Source organism: Mesorhizobium sp. P2_D1 (assembly GCF_056404455.1).
The window spans coordinates 1-18443 of the sequence record NZ_JBFUDZ010000083.1 but is presented as its reverse complement, the minus strand read 5'-3'; the positions used below and the strand labels follow the sequence as shown (position 1 = coordinate 18443).

General features: G+C 61.1%; 15 protein-coding genes, 1 tRNA gene and 1 pseudogene. 7 read left to right on the top strand and 10 right to left on the bottom strand.

Annotated features, from left to right (window positions below; genetic code table 11):
• Positions 1-168: transposase (locus AC1D0I_RS30875; protein ID WP_477399856.1), on the bottom strand; the 168-nt coding region annotated here is incomplete at its 3' end.
• On the opposite strand from AC1D0I_RS30875, the gene AC1D0I_RS30870 reads away from it, so the two are divergent.
• The gene (locus AC1D0I_RS30870; protein WP_477399854.1) at positions 167-358 is read left to right on the top strand and encodes a sulfocyanin-like copper-binding protein; all 192 of its coding nucleotides are present in this window, start codon (positions 167-169) and stop codon (positions 356-358) included. The genes AC1D0I_RS30875 and AC1D0I_RS30870 overlap by 2 nt on opposite strands.
• Positions 359-521: 163 nt before the next feature.
• On the opposite strand, the gene AC1D0I_RS30865 is transcribed toward AC1D0I_RS30870, so the two are convergent.
• On the bottom strand, positions 522-2273 hold the full coding sequence (locus tag AC1D0I_RS30865; RefSeq protein ID WP_477399852.1) for an adenylate/guanylate cyclase domain-containing protein: 1752 nt from the start codon (positions 2271-2273) through the stop codon (positions 522-524).
• Between the two features lie 437 nt (positions 2274-2710).
• Positions 2711-2962, bottom strand: coding sequence for a helix-turn-helix domain-containing protein (locus AC1D0I_RS30860; RefSeq protein WP_477399850.1), 252 nt, complete (start codon positions 2960-2962; stop codon positions 2711-2713).
• A 120-nt stretch (positions 2963-3082) separates the two neighbouring features.
• Between AC1D0I_RS30860 and AC1D0I_RS30855 the strand changes: the two genes are divergently transcribed.
• Positions 3083-4783, top strand: a complete 1701-nt coding sequence (locus tag AC1D0I_RS30855; protein ID WP_477399848.1) for a recombinase family protein — start codon at positions 3083-3085, stop codon at positions 4781-4783.
• On the opposite strand, the gene AC1D0I_RS30850 is transcribed toward AC1D0I_RS30855, so the two are convergent.
• Both AC1D0I_RS30850 and AC1D0I_RS30845 read right to left on the bottom strand, forming a co-directional pair.
• Positions 4751-4824, bottom strand: a tRNA-Gln gene (locus AC1D0I_RS30850). The genes AC1D0I_RS30855 and AC1D0I_RS30850 overlap by 33 nt on opposite strands.
• Before the next feature lie 179 nt (positions 4825-5003).
• Complete coding sequence (locus AC1D0I_RS30845; RefSeq protein WP_477399846.1) at positions 5004-5936, bottom strand: lysylphosphatidylglycerol synthase domain-containing protein; 933 nt, start codon at positions 5934-5936, stop codon at positions 5004-5006.
• Positions 5937-6315: 379 nt separating this feature from the next.
• Between AC1D0I_RS30845 and AC1D0I_RS30840 the strand changes: the two genes are divergently transcribed.
• Together AC1D0I_RS30840 and AC1D0I_RS30835 are read left to right on the top strand one after the other, a co-directional pair.
• Positions 6316-7665 carry a Ppx/GppA phosphatase family protein gene (locus AC1D0I_RS30840; RefSeq protein WP_477399844.1) on the top strand — a complete coding sequence of 450 codons (1350 nt, stop codon included), beginning with the start codon at positions 6316-6318 and terminating at the stop codon, positions 7663-7665.
• Positions 7666-7784: 119 nt separating this feature from the next.
• A complete protein-coding gene (locus AC1D0I_RS30835) occupies positions 7785-8564 on the top strand; it encodes an RlmE family RNA methyltransferase (protein ID WP_477399842.1) in 780 nt (259 codons plus the stop codon).
• Between the two features lie 11 nt (positions 8565-8575).
• Here AC1D0I_RS30835 and AC1D0I_RS30830 read toward each other — a convergent pair whose 3' ends face one another.
• A complete protein-coding gene (locus AC1D0I_RS30830) occupies positions 8576-9997 on the bottom strand; it encodes a DHA2 family efflux MFS transporter permease subunit (protein WP_477399840.1) in 1422 nt (473 codons plus the stop codon).
• A 301-nt stretch (positions 9998-10298) separates the two neighbouring features.
• Here AC1D0I_RS30830 and guaB point away from each other — a divergent pair, with 301 nt between their 5' ends.
• A complete protein-coding gene (gene guaB, locus AC1D0I_RS30825; protein WP_477399838.1) occupies positions 10299-11801 on the top strand; it encodes an IMP dehydrogenase in 1503 nt (500 codons plus the stop codon).
• Between the two features lie 103 nt (positions 11802-11904).
• Here the strand turns inward: guaB and AC1D0I_RS30820 are convergent, their stop codons facing one another.
• The 4 genes from AC1D0I_RS30820 to AC1D0I_RS30805 form a co-directional block, all read right to left on the bottom strand.
• Positions 11905-13212 carry an HlyD family secretion protein gene (locus AC1D0I_RS30820; protein WP_477399836.1) on the bottom strand — a complete coding sequence of 436 codons (1308 nt, stop codon included), beginning with the start codon at positions 13210-13212 and terminating at the stop codon, positions 11905-11907.
• A gap of 10 nt (positions 13213-13222) precedes the next feature.
• Positions 13223-13426 carry a DUF1656 domain-containing protein gene (locus AC1D0I_RS30815; protein ID WP_457155382.1) on the bottom strand — a complete coding sequence of 68 codons (204 nt, stop codon included), beginning with the start codon at positions 13424-13426 and terminating at the stop codon, positions 13223-13225.
• Entirely contained in the window at positions 13423-15360 is a 1938-nt protein-coding gene (locus AC1D0I_RS30810) for an FUSC family protein (RefSeq protein WP_477399834.1), read from the bottom strand. Before AC1D0I_RS30810 ends, AC1D0I_RS30815 begins: the two co-directional genes overlap by 4 nt.
• A 700-nt stretch (positions 15361-16060) precedes the next feature.
• Positions 16061-16927, bottom strand: a complete 867-nt coding sequence (locus tag AC1D0I_RS30805) for an MBL fold metallo-hydrolase (RefSeq protein ID WP_477399832.1) — start codon at positions 16925-16927, stop codon at positions 16061-16063.
• A gap of 521 nt (positions 16928-17448) precedes the next feature.
• On the opposite strand from AC1D0I_RS30805, the gene AC1D0I_RS30800 reads away from it, so the two are divergent.
• Entirely contained in the window at positions 17449-17805 is a 357-nt protein-coding gene (locus AC1D0I_RS30800) for a DUF1330 domain-containing protein (RefSeq protein ID WP_477228908.1), read from the top strand.
• 510 nt (positions 17806-18315) lie between these two features.
• Positions 18316-18443, top strand: a pseudogene (locus AC1D0I_RS30795) (IMP dehydrogenase); the annotation flags it as partial.

The following is an 18443-nucleotide window of genomic DNA, read 5'->3' as shown; positions in this document are numbered from 1 at the left end:
TCGCCGAGCCACCGCGCTCACCGTCTCGCCAGCATCGTAGCTTTCCGCCACGATCCGCGCTTTCTCCTCCGGCAACCATTCGCGCCGCCGTCCAGAACCCGTGAATATCTCAAGCCGTCGAACCGGCTCCTCGTCCCTGGACTTAAGCGTAAGCTCTGAAATCGTCATGTGTCGAAGCCCTCAAAGGCTCCGAGCATCGTCGCTCACGACAACGCGCGAAAGGTGCCAACGGGACAGCGCTTACGGTAAATCAGGCACATTGACCGTCGATCTCAAGGCCGGAAAATACCTCCTTATCTGCAACGTGCCAGGTCACTATGGGGCAGGCATGTGGGCCGAATTTACCGTCGATCCATAAGGAAGGCCTTTGGCTCTGCAGGAACGCCACTGACAGTATCGGCGGATTTCAGACATCCAGACCGTAAGTGGTGGGGTGGAAAAGCGGTCAGTCCGGTGGCGAGGTGCTAGTGACCGCTTCGTGTCACATACAGACCTGTAGAAAGTGACCAAGAAAATTCCTGTCATTCGGGCAGACCCGCATCCTTGAGCCAAGCCATAATTCGCTGCAGGCGCTCGGGATCGCGATAGAACTGTGCGGCGGCAACACCAGAGCGAGTCATCTCCGGATGCTTGCCAAGCAGGACGGTGATGTGACCGCGGGCGGCGTCGAGCCGGCCAGTGGCGGCAGCGGTGATTGCCGATAAGATGTAGGCAAAAGGCTCGTGTGRCTCGCGCGCCAGGTAGAGCGCAGCATCGGACCGCGCTTGCTCCAGATCGCCCTGCCAGAGATCGGCCCAGGCGAGGTAGTAGATAGCCCAGTTGATGGCGTATGGGCTGAGTCGCCGCGAGGTTTTCAGGGTTGCTATGGCTCCCTGAAAATCGCCGCTRTAGACCTGTGTCATGCCGAATGCGGCCGCGCAGTAGGCGTCGCTCGGCGCCAGTTCGCCCGCGCGGCGGTGGAATTCAAGGGCTTCATCGTGGCGCCGCTCCATCAGCGCAGCATTTCCCTTGTAGTGCAGAACTGCGCCGGTTTCGCCTACAAGGTCCTCCGCACGCTGAAGRGCCGCCTTTGCTAGCCCAAGAGAGATCGCCGGATCGGGGGTGAAGCCAAGCCGCGCATCCAACCAATGGGTGTGCGCCAGCATAACGAAGGCGAGCGCATAGTTTGCATCGTGATGTACGGCTCGTTCGTAGAAGAATCGTGCTTGGATATTGTCGAGCTTTGTGAACTTCAGTATTGCGGTCTGGCCCTGCAGGAAGGCTTCCCACGCCTCCAAGTTGCGGGTCCCTTCGGCCGCGATCCGCGCTGTGTCGCCTTCGGTCAAGTTAACCTGGAGTGCAACGGTGACGGCTTTGGTGATTTCGTCTTGAAGTTCGAAAAAGTCGGTGAGCTCCCGGTCATAGCGCTCGGCCCAAACATGCCCACCCGACGCGCCATCGATCAGCTGAGCCGTTACGCGAATTCTGTTCCCTGCGCGCCTCACACTCCCCTCAAGGATAAAGCGTACCCCCAGATCGCGCGCCACATCCTGAACCCGCACAGTTCGGCCCTTGAACATGAGGGTCGAGTTCCGAGCAATGACCAGCAGATCGCGCAGTCGCGACAGTTGGGTGATGAGGTCCGCGACGATTCCATCGGCGAAGTAGTCCTGCTCAGGATCGCCCGACAGGTTGGCAAACGGCAGCACGGCGATCGAAGGCTTCTCAGGTGTCGAAGTSGTCGTCGCYGTAACYGTYACTGCCGGCGTGTTTGTGACCCGATAGATGCGGACCGGTTCGGCGATGTTCTTGAGAACCCGAGCACCAAGATCGTCAAACGAAAGCGCGAGCTTACYTCGAACTTGCCGGTAAGCGTCTTCTGAAATCCAAACGCCGCCGGGATCGGCAAGGGCTTCCAACCGCGCCGCAATATTCACGCCGTCCCCGTAGAGATCATCGCCGTCGACTACGACGTCGMCCAGGTTGACTCCAATGCGCAGCACGATCTGGAGACCGTCCGACTGGTCAGCATTTCCGGCAGCCATGCGTTCTTGCAGCCGTGCGGCGCACTCGACTGCGTCCACAGCGCTGGCAAAYTCAATGAGAGCACCATCACCTACCAGCTTGATGATCCGGCCACCGTGATTGGCGACCGTCGGTTCGAGAACGGTTTTCCGTCGATCCTTCAGTATCGCTAGCGTGCSGGCTTCGTCCTGCTGCATCATGCGGCTATAGCCGACCACATCGGCGGCCAGGATGGCGGCAAGGCGACGTTGAGCGCGTTGTTCAGCCATACTGYGCGATGGCTCCCAAGGCAGGAACTATCCGTAATTGTATTGCGRYGCCGCGGACATGTCCATCTGGCCGGATTTGTCGAATGGGCCAAGAGGGCGGGTTGCCCACCGCCCTGACCACCAAAGGTAAGATTTTCGACGCTGCTGCCTAAGACCTGGCAGTCGGCTTGCCGCCCACGGCCTTTTTAGTGGAACGACTGCTCGCGGGAAATGGTGCGACCAGCCTCTATGGCGGGAAGGGGGCGCTGAGCCGCTTTTGAAACGGCGGCGCGTCGATGTCCGCAATGGGGTCGGGCGCAGAAAGGCAGCTTACCGCTGGGCGATCACCGAAACCGGACACAGGAAGCGGCCCCTTAGCGGACTGAAGTTAGGCTTTTCCGATCCCRCCAACGATCGCTCTTCGGAAAGACTCCATAGCAGAACGGCTGTTGGTGGTGTCAGCTGTCGTCCAGTCGAAGCGCAAGGCGGACGCCTGGTCCCCCTCCATTCTGCGAAATGAATTCGATCCCCGCCGCTTCCAACGCAGAAGATATCGCCTGAAGTGTTGCCGGCCTAGGGAGCGTTTGAGAGCTTTCAATTCTGGCGAGCGTCCGAACTGTCACTCCGGAGGCGTTCGCCAGGTCCTCTCTCGTCCAGTCAATCAAGGCCCGAGCTGCTCGGATCTGCTGAGGCAGTMTGTCCGTTTTCATGACATTCATCTTGTTAAAAGTCACAAAAAGTGACATAAACGATGGTGACTAGCGGCCGCACCGGTGCTCGATACACTCGGTGCGGCCTGACCACTACCAAGCTGTTTAGGAGCTCGGATCATGGCTGATTCCGACAATACCACGCCTTTGTCTTTCGTCACCCGCAGGAGGGTACTTGGTGCAACGGCGATTGCAATCTTAGGATGGGAAAGAGGTGCTTTTGCCGACAAGGCGCCGGCAGCAGCGGTACCTTCCGATCCCGCGCTGGCGATTTGGCGAGAATGGCGCACTGCTCACGAACTGAGCGAGCGCCTCTGCAATCAAAGTGCGCACTTGGAACGCACGCTTGTGGAGACCATCGGCTATGCGGCTCAGAAGCAGTTTGGTATTGCCCAGGAATTCATAGACATTGAGACTGCCAAAAGCAGCGGGCGGACCAACTTCAACGAGATGGTCAAATACCTTCGGAAGCACCCTGGCGTGCGGGTTGTTCTGGTTGAGAAGACCGACCGTCTCTATCGCAATTTGAAAGATTGGGTGACGCTCGACGAACTTGACGTCGAGATCCACCTCGCCAAGGAAGGCGTGATCCTCTCACAGGACTCGCGCTCGTCCGAAAAGTTCATGCACGGCATCAAAGTGCTGATGGCTAAGAACTATATCGACAATCTCTCGGAGGAAGCGCGCAAAGGGCAGATGGAGAAGGCGGAGCAGGGAATCTGGCCGACCAAGGCTCCGCTTGGCTATCTCAACGTCACAGGGAGCGACGGCAGGAAGGTCATTGAACCGGACGCTGAGTTGGCGCCGATGATAACGAGGCTGTTCGAGCGCTACTCAACTGGCGGATATTCTCTCAAGGCAATCACGAAGGCAGCCCACGCGGAAGGCCTTGTGTATCCGAAGAGTGGGCATCCGGTTCCGGTGAGCACGGTGCACTCGATTCTGCGCAATCGTCTCTACACCGGATTGTTTCAATGGAACGGCAAGCTGCAGCACGGCAAGCACGAGCCGCTGGTGTCGATCGAGCTATGGGAGCGGGTCCAAGGCGTGCTGATGGGCCGACATGCGACGCCTATCCATTCCTACGGCTATGAATTTGCCTTCGGCGGCCTGATGACCTGTGCCAGATGCGGCTGCGCGGTAGTGGCCGAGATCAAGAAAGGCAAATACGTCTATTACCACTGCACCGGTCACAGCGACAAAGGCCGTGGTGGCTATGCCGAGTGCCGCCGCAAGTACGTCCGCGAGGAGGTCCTCGAAGAGACCTTTGGCGGCTTGCTGGACAAACTTCATTTCGATGAGGAGGTGCTGGATTGGGTCCGCGACGCGCTCAAAGCCAGCCACGCCGATGAGCGGAAGGAGCAGGAACAGGCGATCCTGCGATGCCAGAAGGAATACAAGCGCCTCGAGGATCGGCTCCAGGCAATGTACCTGGACAAGCTCGATGGACGCATCGACAGTGCCTTTTACGATCGGATGTCAGCGCAATGGCGTATAGAACAGACACGCCTGGTACGCGAGATCGAGCGGCACGGCGCAGCCGAGGAATCATACATGGAGGATGGCGTGCGCCTGTTGGAGCTAGCGCGAAATGCCCGGCAACTGTTCGCCCGCCAAGCTCCTGGTGAGAAGAAACGGCTTCTGAATCTGCTACTGTCGAACTGCACGTGGGAAGACGGCGAGGTTCGCGCTGCCTTTCGACAACCGTTTGATTTGCTTGCCGAAACGACTGCGGCGCTATCGACGGATCAGTCCCAAGGGATCGTCGTGTCCAAGGGAGATCCAGTTTGGCTGGGGAACCTGGATTCGAACCAGGACTAACGGAGTCAGAGTCCGTGGGTCTACCGTTAACCTATTCCCCAGCAAGCGCGGTCATGAACCGTGCGGGCCGAGCGGCCAAGCCGCTTGAGCGCTGCCTTGTAGCCGCCAGCGGAAAATAGTCAAGCCTGCTCGGCAGTTCAATCGCAACGTTTTGTCGGTCCGTTTTGTAAGTTGGTTCCACGCATTGCGTGGCCCGGGCGACGCCAAGTCCACCCGCGCCTCAGCTCTCGCTTCGGCTGAACTGCGACCGTTCGAAGAACAGCACGATACCAAGGCCCAGAATCAGCGGGATGACCAGGTAGAACAGCCGGAACACCAGCAGTGCCGCCAGCACGCCGACCGGGTCCATGTCGGACAGCCCCGCCAGGAACACGACTTCGAACACGCCGAGCCCACCCGGCGCATGCGAGATCTGCGCGATCGAGAACGAGACGAGGAAAACCCCGAGGACGACAAAATAGCCGGGATTGTGGATAGATGGCAGGGCAAAGAAGATGATCGCAGCCGCCGCCAGCAACTCGACCGGGCCGATCAGCAATTGTCGCGCGACGATCGGCAACGCCGGATAGTGCAACTGGAAGCTGGCGATCTTCAGTGGGCGCAGATGCAGCCAGCTACCGAATATGTAGGCAGCGACGAGCAGCAGCATCACGATCCCCGCCGCTTCCGACAGGCCGTGATGGGCGATGCCTGAAAACCGGTCGAGAATCTCAGGCTCGAAGACCAATACGAGGCCGGAGGCTAGAATCGTCGACAGCACGAAGGTGATCCAGCAGATCGCCACCAGCACGCCGACATCCTGGCCGGTGAGCCCCCTGGTGCCATAGGCGCGGTAGCGGATGACGGCGCCGGAGAACACCGATCCGCCGATGTTGTGCGACAGCGCATAGGTGGTGAAGGAGCAGAGCGTGACGAACAGCCACGACACTTTCTTGCCGATATGCAAGAGCGCGATGTGGTCGTAGCCGGCGAGCGAGGCATAGGCGACGACCGAACACAGCGCCGCGAGAATCCAGCGGCGAGTCGGAATCGCCGATATCCCGTCCCAGACATCGTCCAGCGAGATGCCGCGCAGTTCGTGCCAGAGCAGGAGCAGCGAGAAAATCACCGCCGCAATGCCGACGACCGGCCAGAAATAGCGTCTCCAGTTCATTGCCTGATTGCCATGCGTTGCGGGTCCGCTTCCTTTGCTGTCGAGAGGCCGGTTGCGCCGGATTCCTACGCTCATTTCAGAAATGCCTCATTGAAGCCGGCTATTCAACCGCGAACGGTTTGCGTTGCGGCAGCCGGCAGGAATTGTCTGCGTCGAGGGCGGCCCAACGGGACGCCAGCCGGCATTGCGCCTACCAATCGAGGCTTACGGGTACATTGCGTGGCACGGCCTCAATGGCGGTTCACGCGCCGAGCCGGCAAAATTGAGCGCGCGGCTCTTGGTGATCGGGCGCGGCACTGTTAGTCTGGCGGCAACTTAAAACACGTCAAAGCGCCTGCTGCGTCCGTCATCGGTTCGCGCGGCGCCGGAAGGAACGACAGTGGAAGACCGCGACACCGGCGCCGGCGCGCCGGAGGTGGGTGCGTCCAGCGCTTCCCCAGGGCCAGCAGGCTCATGGCGGCAAAGCCGCCCGACGGAGTCCCGCTCCGCCGACGGGCAGGCGGGCGACGCAACCCATAACCAGAAGGGCAAGCCCAAGAAGCGGCGCAAGCGAAGGCGCGGGCGCAAGGTTTTTGCGCGCGACGAAGCGCACCCCATAGGGAATCGATCGCCTGTGCCCGGCAACGCCAGTTCGGCGGCGGAAGCAGCAAAACTGCCCAATTCGGTGGTCTTGCCCGCCGTTGCGCCAGCACGGCACGAACCGGGCGCCCACCGGTCGCCGCTGCAGGAGCTTCCGGTGTTTGCGGCTCTCGACCTCGGCACCAACAATTGCCGGTTGCTGGTTGCCGTGCCGACGCGGCATGGCCAGTTCCGCGTCATCGATGCCTTTTCGCGCATCGTCAGGCTGGGCGAGGGGCTCACGGCCAATGGCCGGCTCGGCCAGCCGGCGATGGACCGCGCGGTCGAGGCGCTGAAGATCTGCGGCGACAAATTGCGCAACCGCAAGATCAGAAAAGCCCGGCTGATCGCCACCGAAGCCTGCCGCTCGGCTGAAAACGGCGTCGAATTCCTCGACCGCGTCGAGCGCGAAGCCGGCCTGAAGCTCGAGATCATCGATCGCCAGACCGAAGCGCGGCTGGCGGTTTCCGGCTGCGGTTCGCTGGTCGAGCGCGACACCCAAGGCGTCGTCCTGTTCGACATTGGCGGTGGTTCGTCCGAAATCGCGCTGATCGATCTCAGCGGCCGCCGTTCGCCGCGGCTCGCTCACCATATCGTGTCGTGGACGTCGCTGCCGGTCGGCGTCGTGTCGCTGGCCGAGCGTTTTGGCGGCCGCACGGTGACACGCGAGATCTTTGCCGCCATGGTCGACGACGTCGCCAACCGGTTGGCAAGCTTCGACGGTCGCGACCGGTTGAGCCATCTCAAGGCCAGCCCGAATTTCCATCTGCTTGGCACGTCGGGCACTGTGACGACTCTGGCCGGCGTCCACCTTGACCTCGAACGCTACGACCGCCGGCGCGTCGACGGGCTGTGGATGGACCGCGACAGCGTCGACCGCATGGTCGAAAAGCTGGTCGGCTGGGATTTCCAGCAGCGCTGCGCCAACCCTTGCATCGGGGCTGATCGCGCCGATCTGGTGCTCGCCGGCTGTGCTATCCTCGAGGCGATCCGCGCGGTATGGCCGTCGGAGCGGCTGCGCGTCGCCGACCGTGGCCTGCGCGAGGGCATATTGAGTGAGCTGATGGCCGACGACGGCGTCTGGCGCAACGATGGACGTGGCAGAGGATGATCCCGAAAAGTGGGACCCGGTTTTTGGAAGAGATCATGCTCAGGCAAGAAGGCGAGCGTGATCCCGAGAAGTGGCGACCGGTTTTCGGCAGAGACCATACTCAGGCAAGAAATTAAGCAATGACCAAGAAACCGGAAAAACCAGGGTCTGCGAGCATTCGCGTGCTGAAGACGCGGATCAAGAAGAAGAGCGGCCTGAAGGAATCGTCGCGCCGCTGGCTGCAGCGCCACATCAACGATCCCTATGTCCAGCGCTCCAAGGCGGATGGCTACCGCTCGCGCGCGGCCTACAAGCTGATCGAGATCGACGACAAGCATCATTTGCTGAAACCCGGCATGAAGGTGATCGATCTGGGTGCTGCCCCCGGCGGCTGGTGCCAGGTCGCGGCGGCGCGCACGAAATCGACAGCCGAGAAGCCGCATGTCGTGGGCATCGACTATCTGGAAATGGATGCCGTGCCCGGTGCGCCGGTGCTGTTGATGGATTTCCTCGATCCGCTGGCACCGCAGAAGCTGGCCGAGGCGCTGGGCGGCGACCCGGATGTCGTGCTGTCCGACATGGCGGCACCCACCACCGGCCACAAGAGGACCGACCATATCCGCACCATGCATCTGTGCGAGGTGGCGGCCGATTTCGCGCTGTCGGTCCTGAAGCCGGGCGGGCATTTCCTCGCCAAGACGTTCCAGGGCGGCGCCGAAAACGAACTGCTCTCCATGCTCAAGCGCAATTTCCGCTCGGTCCATCACGTTAAGCCGCCGGCGTCGCGCGACGAATCGGTCGAGCTCTATTTGTTGGCCAAGGATTTCAAAGGGCGAGAGCCTCCAGGCGGGCCGGAACGTAAAGTCGACGTTTCGAACGCTTCGAGCGATAGCGAAGGGCAGGGCGAGCCCGAAGCCTAAAGCCATTCGGTTCAATTGCCAGGCGGGCTCACCGGTTCCAGCGTCTTGGGCGTGCTCAGCCGGCCATGGCCGGAGATGGCGTTGCCGGCATCGGGCGCCAGCCGCACGAACGACAGCGCCGCCGCCGCCGATACAGCCGCGACGATGAAGAAGGCGATGTGGAAGTCGTCCAGCGAAAGCGGACCGCCATGGATTGACGTCGAAACTTCCAGGATGCCGCCGGCCAGCGCCACGCCGAGCGCGATCGAAAGCTGCTGGAAGACAGCGGTAATCGGCGTCGCCTTGCTGGTGTCTTCAGCCGAAACCTCGGCATAGGCAAGCGCATTGACGCCGGTGAAGAACATCGAGCGGATGAAGCCGCCGACCAAAAGCATGGCCAGCATCAGCAGATAGGGCGTGTCGGGTGTGAACAGCCCGTTGATGGCAATCGACGCCGCAGCGACCAACGAGCCGACGACCAGCACGCGGCGGAAGCCGGCGACGCGGAAGATCAGCGCGGTGACGAATTTCATGCCGATGGCGCCGATCGCCGAGACGAAGGTGATCATTCCCGACTGAAAGGGCGTCAGTCCGAAGCCGATCTGGAACATCAGCGGCAGCAGGAACGGCACGGCGCCGATGCCGATGCGGAACAACGAGCCGCCAAGCACAGAGGAACGGAACACCTGGTTGCGGAACAGTTCCAGCGCCAGCAGCGGATTTTTGGCGCGGCGCGCATGGAGCAAATAGAGTACTCCCGACGCCAGGCCGACTAMCACTGTGATGATGCCGACGATCGGCGGTAGATATGGCAGGCTGACCACCGACAGGCCGAACACCACGCCCGATGCCGCCAGCCCGCTCAGCACGAAGCCGATGAAATCAAGTGGCGGGTTCTGCGTTGGTTCGGTCCGCGGCAGGAAGCGCGTCGCCAGCCAGATGCCGATCAGGCCTATCGGGACATTGATCAGGAAGATCCAGTGCCAGGTGAAATAGGTGGTGATGAAGCCGCCGATCGGCGGTCCGACCAGCGGCCCGACCAGCGCCGGAACGGTCAGCCAGGACATAGCCGCGACCAGCTCACTCTTCGGTGTCGCGCGCACCAGCACCAGTCGCCCGACCGGTGTCATCATGGCGCCGCCAATGCCTTGCAGGAAACGTGACACAACGAAAGCCGGTAGCGAACCGGAAAGGGCGCAGGCGATCGAGCCGACGATGAAGACCGCGATCGCGGCACGAAAGACATTCTTGGCGCCGAAGCGATCGGCCATCCAGCCACTGATCGGAATGAAGATCGCCAGCGACACCAGATAGGCCGTCAGAGCCAGCTTCAGCGCGATCGGGCTGGTATGGATGTCGATGGCGATCGCCGGCAGCGATGTCGCGATGACGGTCGAATCCATGTTTTCCATGAAAAGTGCGACCGCCAGGATGAGCGGGATGGTGCGGTTCAAGGAACGCGTCCGAACTGAATGTTTCGTCGTCAATTGCTTGCCGACCTTGGGGGCAAGCCGACACGAAGGGCGGTTATCACGGCTTGGGGCGGATGTCGCATTAATTTGCAGTCACTTTTGTGCGACCGCAACCGCAGATGACGTCCGTTCGGCGTCACGTCACCTTTACGGGAGCGTGAAATCATCGGCTTTTCATCGGCGGCGGGACGTGTTACGAGCCAGCGCCAATCCTGAAAGGGAAGAAGACGAGTCGGCGCTGTCCATCCTGGTCAAGCGCTTTTTTGTATTCCGAGGACTGGCCATGGCAAAAATCATCGAAACGTCCACTGGCGCACTGGCGCTCACCTTTGACGACGTGCTTCTGCAGCCCGGTCATTCCGAGGTCATGCCCGGCGAGACCGATGTCCGCACGCGCATTGCCGGCGACATCGACCTCAATGTGCCGATCCTGTCGGCGGYGATGGACACCGTCACCGAAGCGCGGCTTGCCATCGCCATGGCCCAGGCCGGCGGCATTGGCGTCATCCACCGCAATTTCTCGCCGGCCGAACAGGCCGAGCAGGTGCGGCAGGTCAAGAAGTTCGAATCCGGCATGGTGATCAATCCCGTCACCATCGGCCCCGACGCCACCCTTGCCGACGCGCTTTCGCTGATGCGGACCTATTCGATTTCGGGCATTCCGGTGGTCGAGAATGGCGGCACCGGCGGCCAGAAGATCGGTCGGCTGGTCGGCATCCTGACCAACCGCGACGTGCGCTTCGCGTCCGATCCGGCGCAGAAGGTCTACGAACTGATGACGCGTGAGAACCTGATCACGGTCAAGGAGAATGTCGACCAGGACGAGGCCAAGCGCCTCCTGCATCAGCACCGAATCGAAAAACTGGTCGTCGTCGACAGCCGAGGCAATTGCGTCGGGCTGATCACCGTCAAGGACATCGAGAAGTCGCAGCTCAACCCGCACGCCACCAAGGACGCGCAGGGCCGCTTGCGCGCCGCCGCCGCCACCAGCGTCGGCGATGACGGTTTCGAGCGCGCCGAACGTCTCATCGATGCCGGCGTCGACCTTCTGGTCATCGACACCGCGCACGGCCATTCGCAGCGCGTGCTGGACGCGGTGGCGCGCGCCAAGAAGCTCTCCAACTCGGTTCGCATTCTGGCCGGCAACGTCGCCACCGCCGAAGGCACGCAGGCGCTGATCGACGCCGGCGCGGATGCCGTCAAGGTCGGCATCGGCCCGGGCTCGATCTGCACCACTCGCATCGTTGCCGGCGTCGGTGTGCCGCAGCTTTCGGCCATCATGTCGGCGGTCGAGACSGCGCACAAATCAGGCGTCTCGGTGATYGCCGACGGCGGCATCAAATATTCCGGCGATCTGGCCAAGGCGCTCGCCGCCGGCGCCAGTGCAGCCATGATCGGCTCGCTGCTGGCCGGCACCGATGAAAGTCCGGGCGAGGTCTATCTGCATCAGGGCCGCTCCTTCAAGGCCTATCGCGGCATGGGCTCGGTCGGCGCCATGGCGCGCGGCTCSGCCGATCGSTACTTCCAGGCCGAGGTGCGCGACACGCTGAAACTGGTTCCGGRAGGCATCGAGGGGCAAGTTCCCTACAAAGGACCTGTGTCTGGCGTGCTGCACCAGCTTGCAGGCGGGCTGAAAGCCGCTATGGGTTATGTCGGCGGTCGCGATCTTGCCGATTTCCGCGAACGCGCCACTTTTGTACGCATATCCAACGCCGGACTTCGTGAAAGCCACGCCCATGACGTCACGATTACCCGCGAAAGCCCGAATTATCCCGGTGGCCTCTGACGTCATGAAAAAGCTGTTTGATTTGAAATAGCTACGCTGATGCGATCTACGCGTCCCGCGCCTAGAAGCCTTACTGCGATATGTCGCAATCCGCCGTCGTATGTCAGTGGTCCTGCTGGCCACTGCTGCGCGGAGCTACGTCCATACCGGGAGCGATGCCTGGACTGATCTGCTCTGGAGATGAGGCCGGGCTCGCCCTAGGCACTGGAATCGATTCCGTTGCAGGGTGTGCTCCGGCCCTGTCGGCCAAACAACCCGGTCGCGACACCGAGCCGTACCAAAGCTCGGAAAACCTGGCTGCAACATCTGATCGCCCGCGATCGAACCAGTTTCGGTGATCGGTTCCTGTAACCGGCCGGATTGTCACCGTTGCCGTCATGCCGGAAACGAGGGGCACACCCGCCGGAACGTAGTCGATGGCGATGCGGACTGGCACGCGTTGCGCGAGGCGTACCCAGGTGTAGATAGGATCGACGTTGGGCAGCCCTTGGGTGCCTGGGGCAGCGTTCGATACGCTGATGCCCCGGGTGATTGTTTCCACGTGTCCAAGGATCGGCTCGGCGTAACCCATCAGCTTCGCCTCGGCGCGATCGCCAAAGCAGATCCGCGCCATTTTCGTTTCCTCGAAATAACCATCGATCCAAAAGCTGTCGGAATCGATCACGGAGATATTGGTCACCCCTGTGGGCGCATAGTTGCCCACCCGCAGCAGCAGATTGGTCACATAGCCGCTGACGGGACTGACGACCTTGGTCCTCGTGAGGTTTAGTTCGGCCTGGGCAAGTTCCTGCTGCGCCGCGTCGAACTGGGCCTTGGCCTGAGCGGCGTTCCCGGCGAAGGTCTGTTGCTCCTCGGGTGTCGTGGCAAGAGACGACAAATGTTGGCGCCGATCGGATTGGACCTTCTTGACTTGCAGGTCCGCCGCTTCCTGGGCCACCGTCGCCTTGCCGGTGGCCACAGCAACCTGGAAGTCGAACGGGTCGATGACGTAGAGCACGTCACCTTGGCGGACGAACTGGTTATCGGCCACCCTAAGTTCGACGATCTGGCCCGATACCTGAGGCGCGATGTTCGCGACCTGTACACGAACGGTGCCATTTCGCGTCCAAGGCGCCCGCACATAGTCCTGCCATGTGAGAACCGCGATCAGGCCAGCGAACAGCGCGATGGCGAGCGTGGAAAGGCGCTTGCCAACCGCGAGAAGAAGACGCCCGAAACCACCGCGCGTCGAGGCGATGGATGGCGCCGACGCCGAGGGCATCTGAGGCCGGCCAACTGGGCTGTCGCCTCCGACCCGGCTTACCGGCTTTGGTATTGGGGAGTCATGGGTCGCGTCGCCGACGGTGATCTGCTCTTCGAAGGGCGATTCGTCCAGCAATATCGTTTGATCCTGAGGCCGGGGAATCTCCATGACCTTCTCCCTAAAGAAGCATAGTAAGCAGCCCGAAAATCGCGACGAACAGACTAAGCTCGGCGATCGACGGATTGCTGAAATACCCCGAGAATCCAATAAGATGCAGGAGCGGGCGCAGCACTATGACGAGGACGAGCGCAATCGCTGCATAGGTGACTATGGGCGCTACCAGAACTCCGCCTATGACGAGCTCCCGAAACGTGTGCGTCATGGGTCGCCGCTCTCCATAGACCTGTCCATGAAGGAAACACTCGCCAGGACGAGCGCTGCGCACGCCGCGGTGGCGACTGGATTGTGCCCGGATGCGGCGGCTTCACCCAAAGCCTTGGCCGAGCTTAACAATGCGGGCCCGTCCCGTTGGACAAGCGCCGCACGCGCTGCCTCGGCCACATTTGCCAGCGGGCCGGTTGCCAGCCGATCCAATCCAGCGCCACACAGTCGCAGCGCCGCCGCCCGGTCGAACCACAACATGGCTTCATCGAGAACCGGGCTATTCCGCGGAGATGCACCAGCCGCAGTCACGATCTCACCGATCCGCGAGGCATCGCGAAACGTGGCCTCTTCCCGTGCGAGGTGCCCAGCTCGGTCAAATCTCGGACTGCGCTGCTCGCGGCGAGCGTCTTCCAGCAGAAGGCGAAGCCGGTGATCGTTCGACACAGGAGGGATCAGAAGTTGAACTCCAAACAGCAAACTTGTCGCAAGACACGCGAAAAAGCAGACGAATAGAAAGGTCTGTGGATCGTAGGTCTGTGGGTTGCTTGGTGCGAAGAAAGCTATGACGAAGATCAGGGTCAACCGCCCAAGGGTCGACAGGATCGGATTTGGCAACGTTGTCAGCAGTGCGCAGCCGATGGTGAAAGGCGCCAGACCAATCGCCAGCAAAGGGAACCCGGTGACGCCGTCCAGAACCACGAACTCCAGAATACCGGCAAGCAGACAGGAGATCGGCATGGCAACGACCGCGAGCGTCGTGAAGGTGCGTGCGTCAGGTACGGTAGCGCTCAACCCAATCAGCACGGCAATAAGAGCAAGGCAGGCTTCGGTTGCCGGCCACCCCGTCATCATGAAGAACATCGATGGCAGCACAAAGGAGATTGCGGCTCTGACGCCGGTCTCCGCCGCAATGCGGCGGGAGCGGTATAAAGGGGTGCGCCACTCGTGGGAGCCGTGGTTTCCTGCCCGCAATGCGTCGAGGCTGCCCCGCACGTCCCTGTTCCTTCGGAGCAGTTCTCCAGTGAGCCAGGCGAGACATATCGCCATCAGACCGGATGAGCCTTCTGCCAAGCTGCCTGAAGGCCACTTGAACCTGGGCACGGTGGAGTTTGCTTCAAGTTCGGAGATAGCTTGCTCCCGCGGCCGCGGTTCGGCAGCGACCGGCAACGTTTCCAGTGCCCGGGCCGTAGCCAGTTCAGCGACGAGATCCACTGCCGCGGCACGGGCAGCCGCGCTTCTCGCCTGTCCGTTGCTCGATTCTGTGGCGAGGCTTGCTATATCAGGACGCAGCGCCGCGATCTCGCGCAGGAGTCCGGCTGCCATCGTGGCAGGCATGGTCTGACCGCGAACCGTGCTCTGGGCGTAATCCGCGACCCGGCGCTGCAACGCTTCGAGTTGGGCGGCCACTTTCGGATAATGGTCGGGGGCGGCCAAAAGGTCGTTCACGAAAGTGACTGCGAGAACACCAACGGCGATGGCCGCGCCACGCGCCACGCCCGTCTCGAAGACCTGCTGGGGACTATCGATTTGCTGAATCGCAATGAGCGCAACGGTAATCGTGCCGAGTGCTGCAGCGTAAGCGCGGTTGCCGTCCAGCAATCCTGCCGTGTAGACACACAGCCCGATCCATGCGGCGAACGCGGCGAGCATGATTCCGCCGCTTTGAGCGAAGAGCCCGACGATGGCGATCGACGCCATGACGCCGAGCACGGTCGCGATCAGCCGGAAGGCGGCCTTTTCCATACCTTGGCCGCGAGTGGGGAGTGCCAGAACGGTGACTGTGAGCGCCGCCGTAGATGGCGACTGCAGCTCGAGCCAAAAGCTCGTATAGAGGGCCGCGACGATGGCCATCCAGATCCTGAGCGCGAACGCCCAGGACGCAGGAGGAAATCCTGCGACGATGGTCGGATGTCGCTCGACAGCAATACTCATCGCACTCCCGCAAGGTGGCTCAAGCTGGTATGATTGTTGCTCCGAATCCGATGGCTCAGCTGACCTGCATTACGCGGCACACCTCGGAGCAAGGCCTTTAACAGCCAAGGCTCTGAAAACTGCCGCTGCCGTATTGGCTGTGCGTGCGACCATTGATGTGGATATTGCCGTATAGGTGTCGAGGCGGCCATTGTTCTACTGGATACGCAGCCCAGACGAATGGATATCCGGACCATACGTTGGTGTGAATGTTGAGGTACGGTGCATGCCGGTCACCGCGGCTTGGCAACCTTCGAGTCGGGTGCGGTGGTTGCGATGCTTTCTTCCTTGCGGCGCTGCGGCATACCGCAACGCGAAGCACGGTAAGCGCACTACGGCGGCCGAGTTGGAACCACAGGATTGCCTCGAAAAGGCCGGCGCCACAGGTGAAAAGGGCGCTGGACGAACGACCCGGGCATACCGCAGGAGGGGTGCGAGTCGACACAGTTCACAGCACACGTCGCGTCACAGCACACGTCGCGCCATGCCAAGCGTTTGACCTATGGACGATGGCAGGGGCTGGAGAGTGCCTATAGCTTTGCGGCTATCGGTCTGGCGGTCTCTCTGGCAGCAAGAGGATACCGCGGTCTGGACCACCACGAGAAAGCCTGCGCTGGCTTTGGGGAAAGGAGCCTTGTCTTCGCGCTGCGCAATTTGGCAATCAGTCAAGCTTCTTTGCGGCTTGCGCACCGCCCCAGAGCGAGCCCGGATTGGCGCGGTTGGGATAAAGCTCCAACATCGCGTCGTAGAGTTCGCGCGCAGTATTCGTGATCTTGTCGAGGCGATCGAAATCTCGCAGATACTTCCGCGTTTCGCCGATGTTGCGGGGGTCATCGTCGTTTTCCGGTATTTTGTGGCCGGCAACAACCGCCTTCGGCTCAAGTGCTTCAAGCTTCTCAAGGGCACTGATCCATTGAAGCCTGCTCAGCGCGGTTGTCTCTGCGAGATAAGGGTGAATGCCGTTGTAGACGACGTCGCCTGCAACGATCAGGTCGATAGAAGGCACATGCAGGCTTGTAGAGCAGGCTGTGTCGGTCTGCCCCGTATTGACAGGGACGAGTTTGTGTCCCTCTAACTCCAATTCGTTTTCATCGAGTGGATCGGCCACCAGCAGCCGCTCGGGTATCCCGTCGGGGATACGCTTGCGCCAAAACCCATCGATCGATTCCGGTGACAGTTGCGCCTCCATCGCCTTGACAACTTCGGGTATCGCGACAGCCCTTGCGGTTGGAAAATGCTCCAGGATTGGCGCGAGGCCAAAAAAATGGTCGCCATGTCCGTGCGTGATATAGATCGCGGTCAGGTTCTTGCCGCTCGCGATTACCCATTTCAGCAATGTCAAGGATTGCTCGGTCGTCAGAAAAGTGTCGACGAGTACGGCATCCCGCTCGCCCGAGATAAGGGTCGACGAGTTCGCCACCCAAGCCCACCTCTCTTGTCCGGCAGGCAACTCACGACTAAGTCCTGGGCGCTTTACGGTAAGTACTTCCCAGGTCAGGGCGGCGCCTGAAGCCTCAACTGAGCTCATCTGATATCTCCGTGTTCATGAAAGGGTTCGCAAAGCGGTTGCAACCGCGTCGATATTGGGGTGCTGATTTCAACCAGTTTCCGAGTTGCCAACTTCTTCAGAAAGGAACTCCGCACAGTCGCACTTTCCGCGTGCACCGTGGTGGCGTCAGCGACCATCTGCAGATCGTATTGGCTGTTCGGCCCATCGCTGATGTGAATGTTGCCGGACAGGTGTCGAGGCGGCCATTGTTCGTCCGGATCAGCGGCTCACACAAATGGGTATCCGGACTATCCGTTGGTGTGAATGTTGAGGAGTGGTGCGTTCCGATCACTGCGGCTTGGCAAGCTTCGAGTCCGGTGTCCGCTTTCGACCCATTTCGGACTTCTGCGCTGCTACCAACCTACTCCCGTGAGCCGGGGCCGAAGAGCTTTCCGCCCTTTGTCCCTTTGTATGACTCGACGAATGGCCTTAGCCACCTAGTATGCGCAATGAACTGGCCGAGCCCGGTCCCAGCAAACGAAAGTTCAGGAGGCGACACCGTGGCAACGTATCTCGTCAATCATCTTCGCATTCCCGGTGACATCCCCAACCTGGATGCGCTGTCTTACCTTGATCAGGTGGAGGCGACAGTCGCCCCCTACGGGGGCAAATGGTTAGCTCAAGGGCCGGTCGATGTGTTGGAGGGTGCGTGGCCAGGCTCGATAGTAGTCATGGAGTTCCCTGATCGGCAGTCACTCGACAAATGGTACAACTCGCCTGAGTACACGGCATTGCGTCCACTTCGGTTCAAAGGCGCGATTTCGGATATTGCACTGATCGACTCTCTACCGCCCGGCTTTACTGTCAAAGCCTTTGCGGCAGGCATCCGCGAAATGATCGACAAATCRCATTCGTGACCCGATGACCGTTGGGCGCAAGCAGATGGTCGAGGTCGGCGAAGCGTGGGCGTGGCGTCGTGAAGGTGCAACTGCTGGTATGGGAGACGAACACGAAGGTCGTCTCGTTCTATCAACATCTGGGATTTGAGGTTGCACCGGGAACGGTGATGGCGAAGTGGATGGTCGTTCGCCGTAAGGACCGCTCTCCACCCTTTGCGGACCTTGTCTGGCGTGCCAGACTCGCCGAGCCTATGCGATGATGACATCGTGTCAGGCGAGACCGCAATTTTTCATGCGATCCTACGACGCCACAAAGCTTGTCCGCTTTCTCGAACAGCGCTGTGCTCAGACCGAGGGCGCGACGTGGGTGGGTATCGGCATTGCGGAGATCGAGGAAGACACTGGCAGCGTTTATGAGGCGATCCTGGAGGCGATCGTTCATGACGTCGGCGAAAAGCTCGCTGAGACGTCCGTGCAGGCGCATGGGCTTTCGTTCACAATGCACATTCCGGAGCGAGTCTCGCCCTTCAATCCTGCGCCGACGCCGGCGCGGATGCCGTCAAGGTCGGCATCGGCCCGGGCTCGATCTGCACCACTCGCATCGTTGCCGGCGTCGGTGTGCCGCAGCTTTCGGCCATCATGTCGGCGGTCGAGAC

Bases quoted from the DNA above. Each gene is read 5' to 3' on its own strand.
- AC1D0I_RS30870 (WP_477399854.1), top strand. From the start codon at position 167: ATGTGTCGAAGCCCTCAAAGGCTCCGAGCATCGTCGCTCACGACAACG.
- AC1D0I_RS30855 (WP_477399848.1), top strand. From the start codon at position 3,083: ATGGCTGATTCCGACAATACCACGCCTTTGTCTTTCGTCACCCGCAGG.
- AC1D0I_RS30845 (WP_477399846.1), bottom strand. From the start codon at position 5,936: ATGAACTGGAGACGCTATTTCTGGCCGGTCGTCGGCATTGCGGCGGTG.
- AC1D0I_RS30835 (WP_477399842.1), top strand. From the start codon at position 7,785: ATGACCAAGAAACCGGAAAAACCAGGGTCTGCGAGCATTCGCGTGCTG.
- AC1D0I_RS30820 (WP_477399836.1), bottom strand. From the start codon at position 13,212: ATGGAGATTCCCCGGCCTCAGGATCAAACGATATTGCTGGACGAATCG.
- AC1D0I_RS30815 (WP_457155382.1), bottom strand. From the start codon at position 13,426: ATGACGCACACGTTTCGGGAGCTCGTCATAGGCGGAGTTCTGGTAGCG.
- AC1D0I_RS30810 (WP_477399834.1), bottom strand. From the start codon at position 15,360: ATGAGTATTGCTGTCGAGCGACATCCGACCATCGTCGCAGGATTTCCT.
- AC1D0I_RS30805 (WP_477399832.1), bottom strand. From the start codon at position 16,927: ATGAGCTCAGTTGAGGCTTCAGGCGCCGCCCTGACCTGGGAAGTACTT.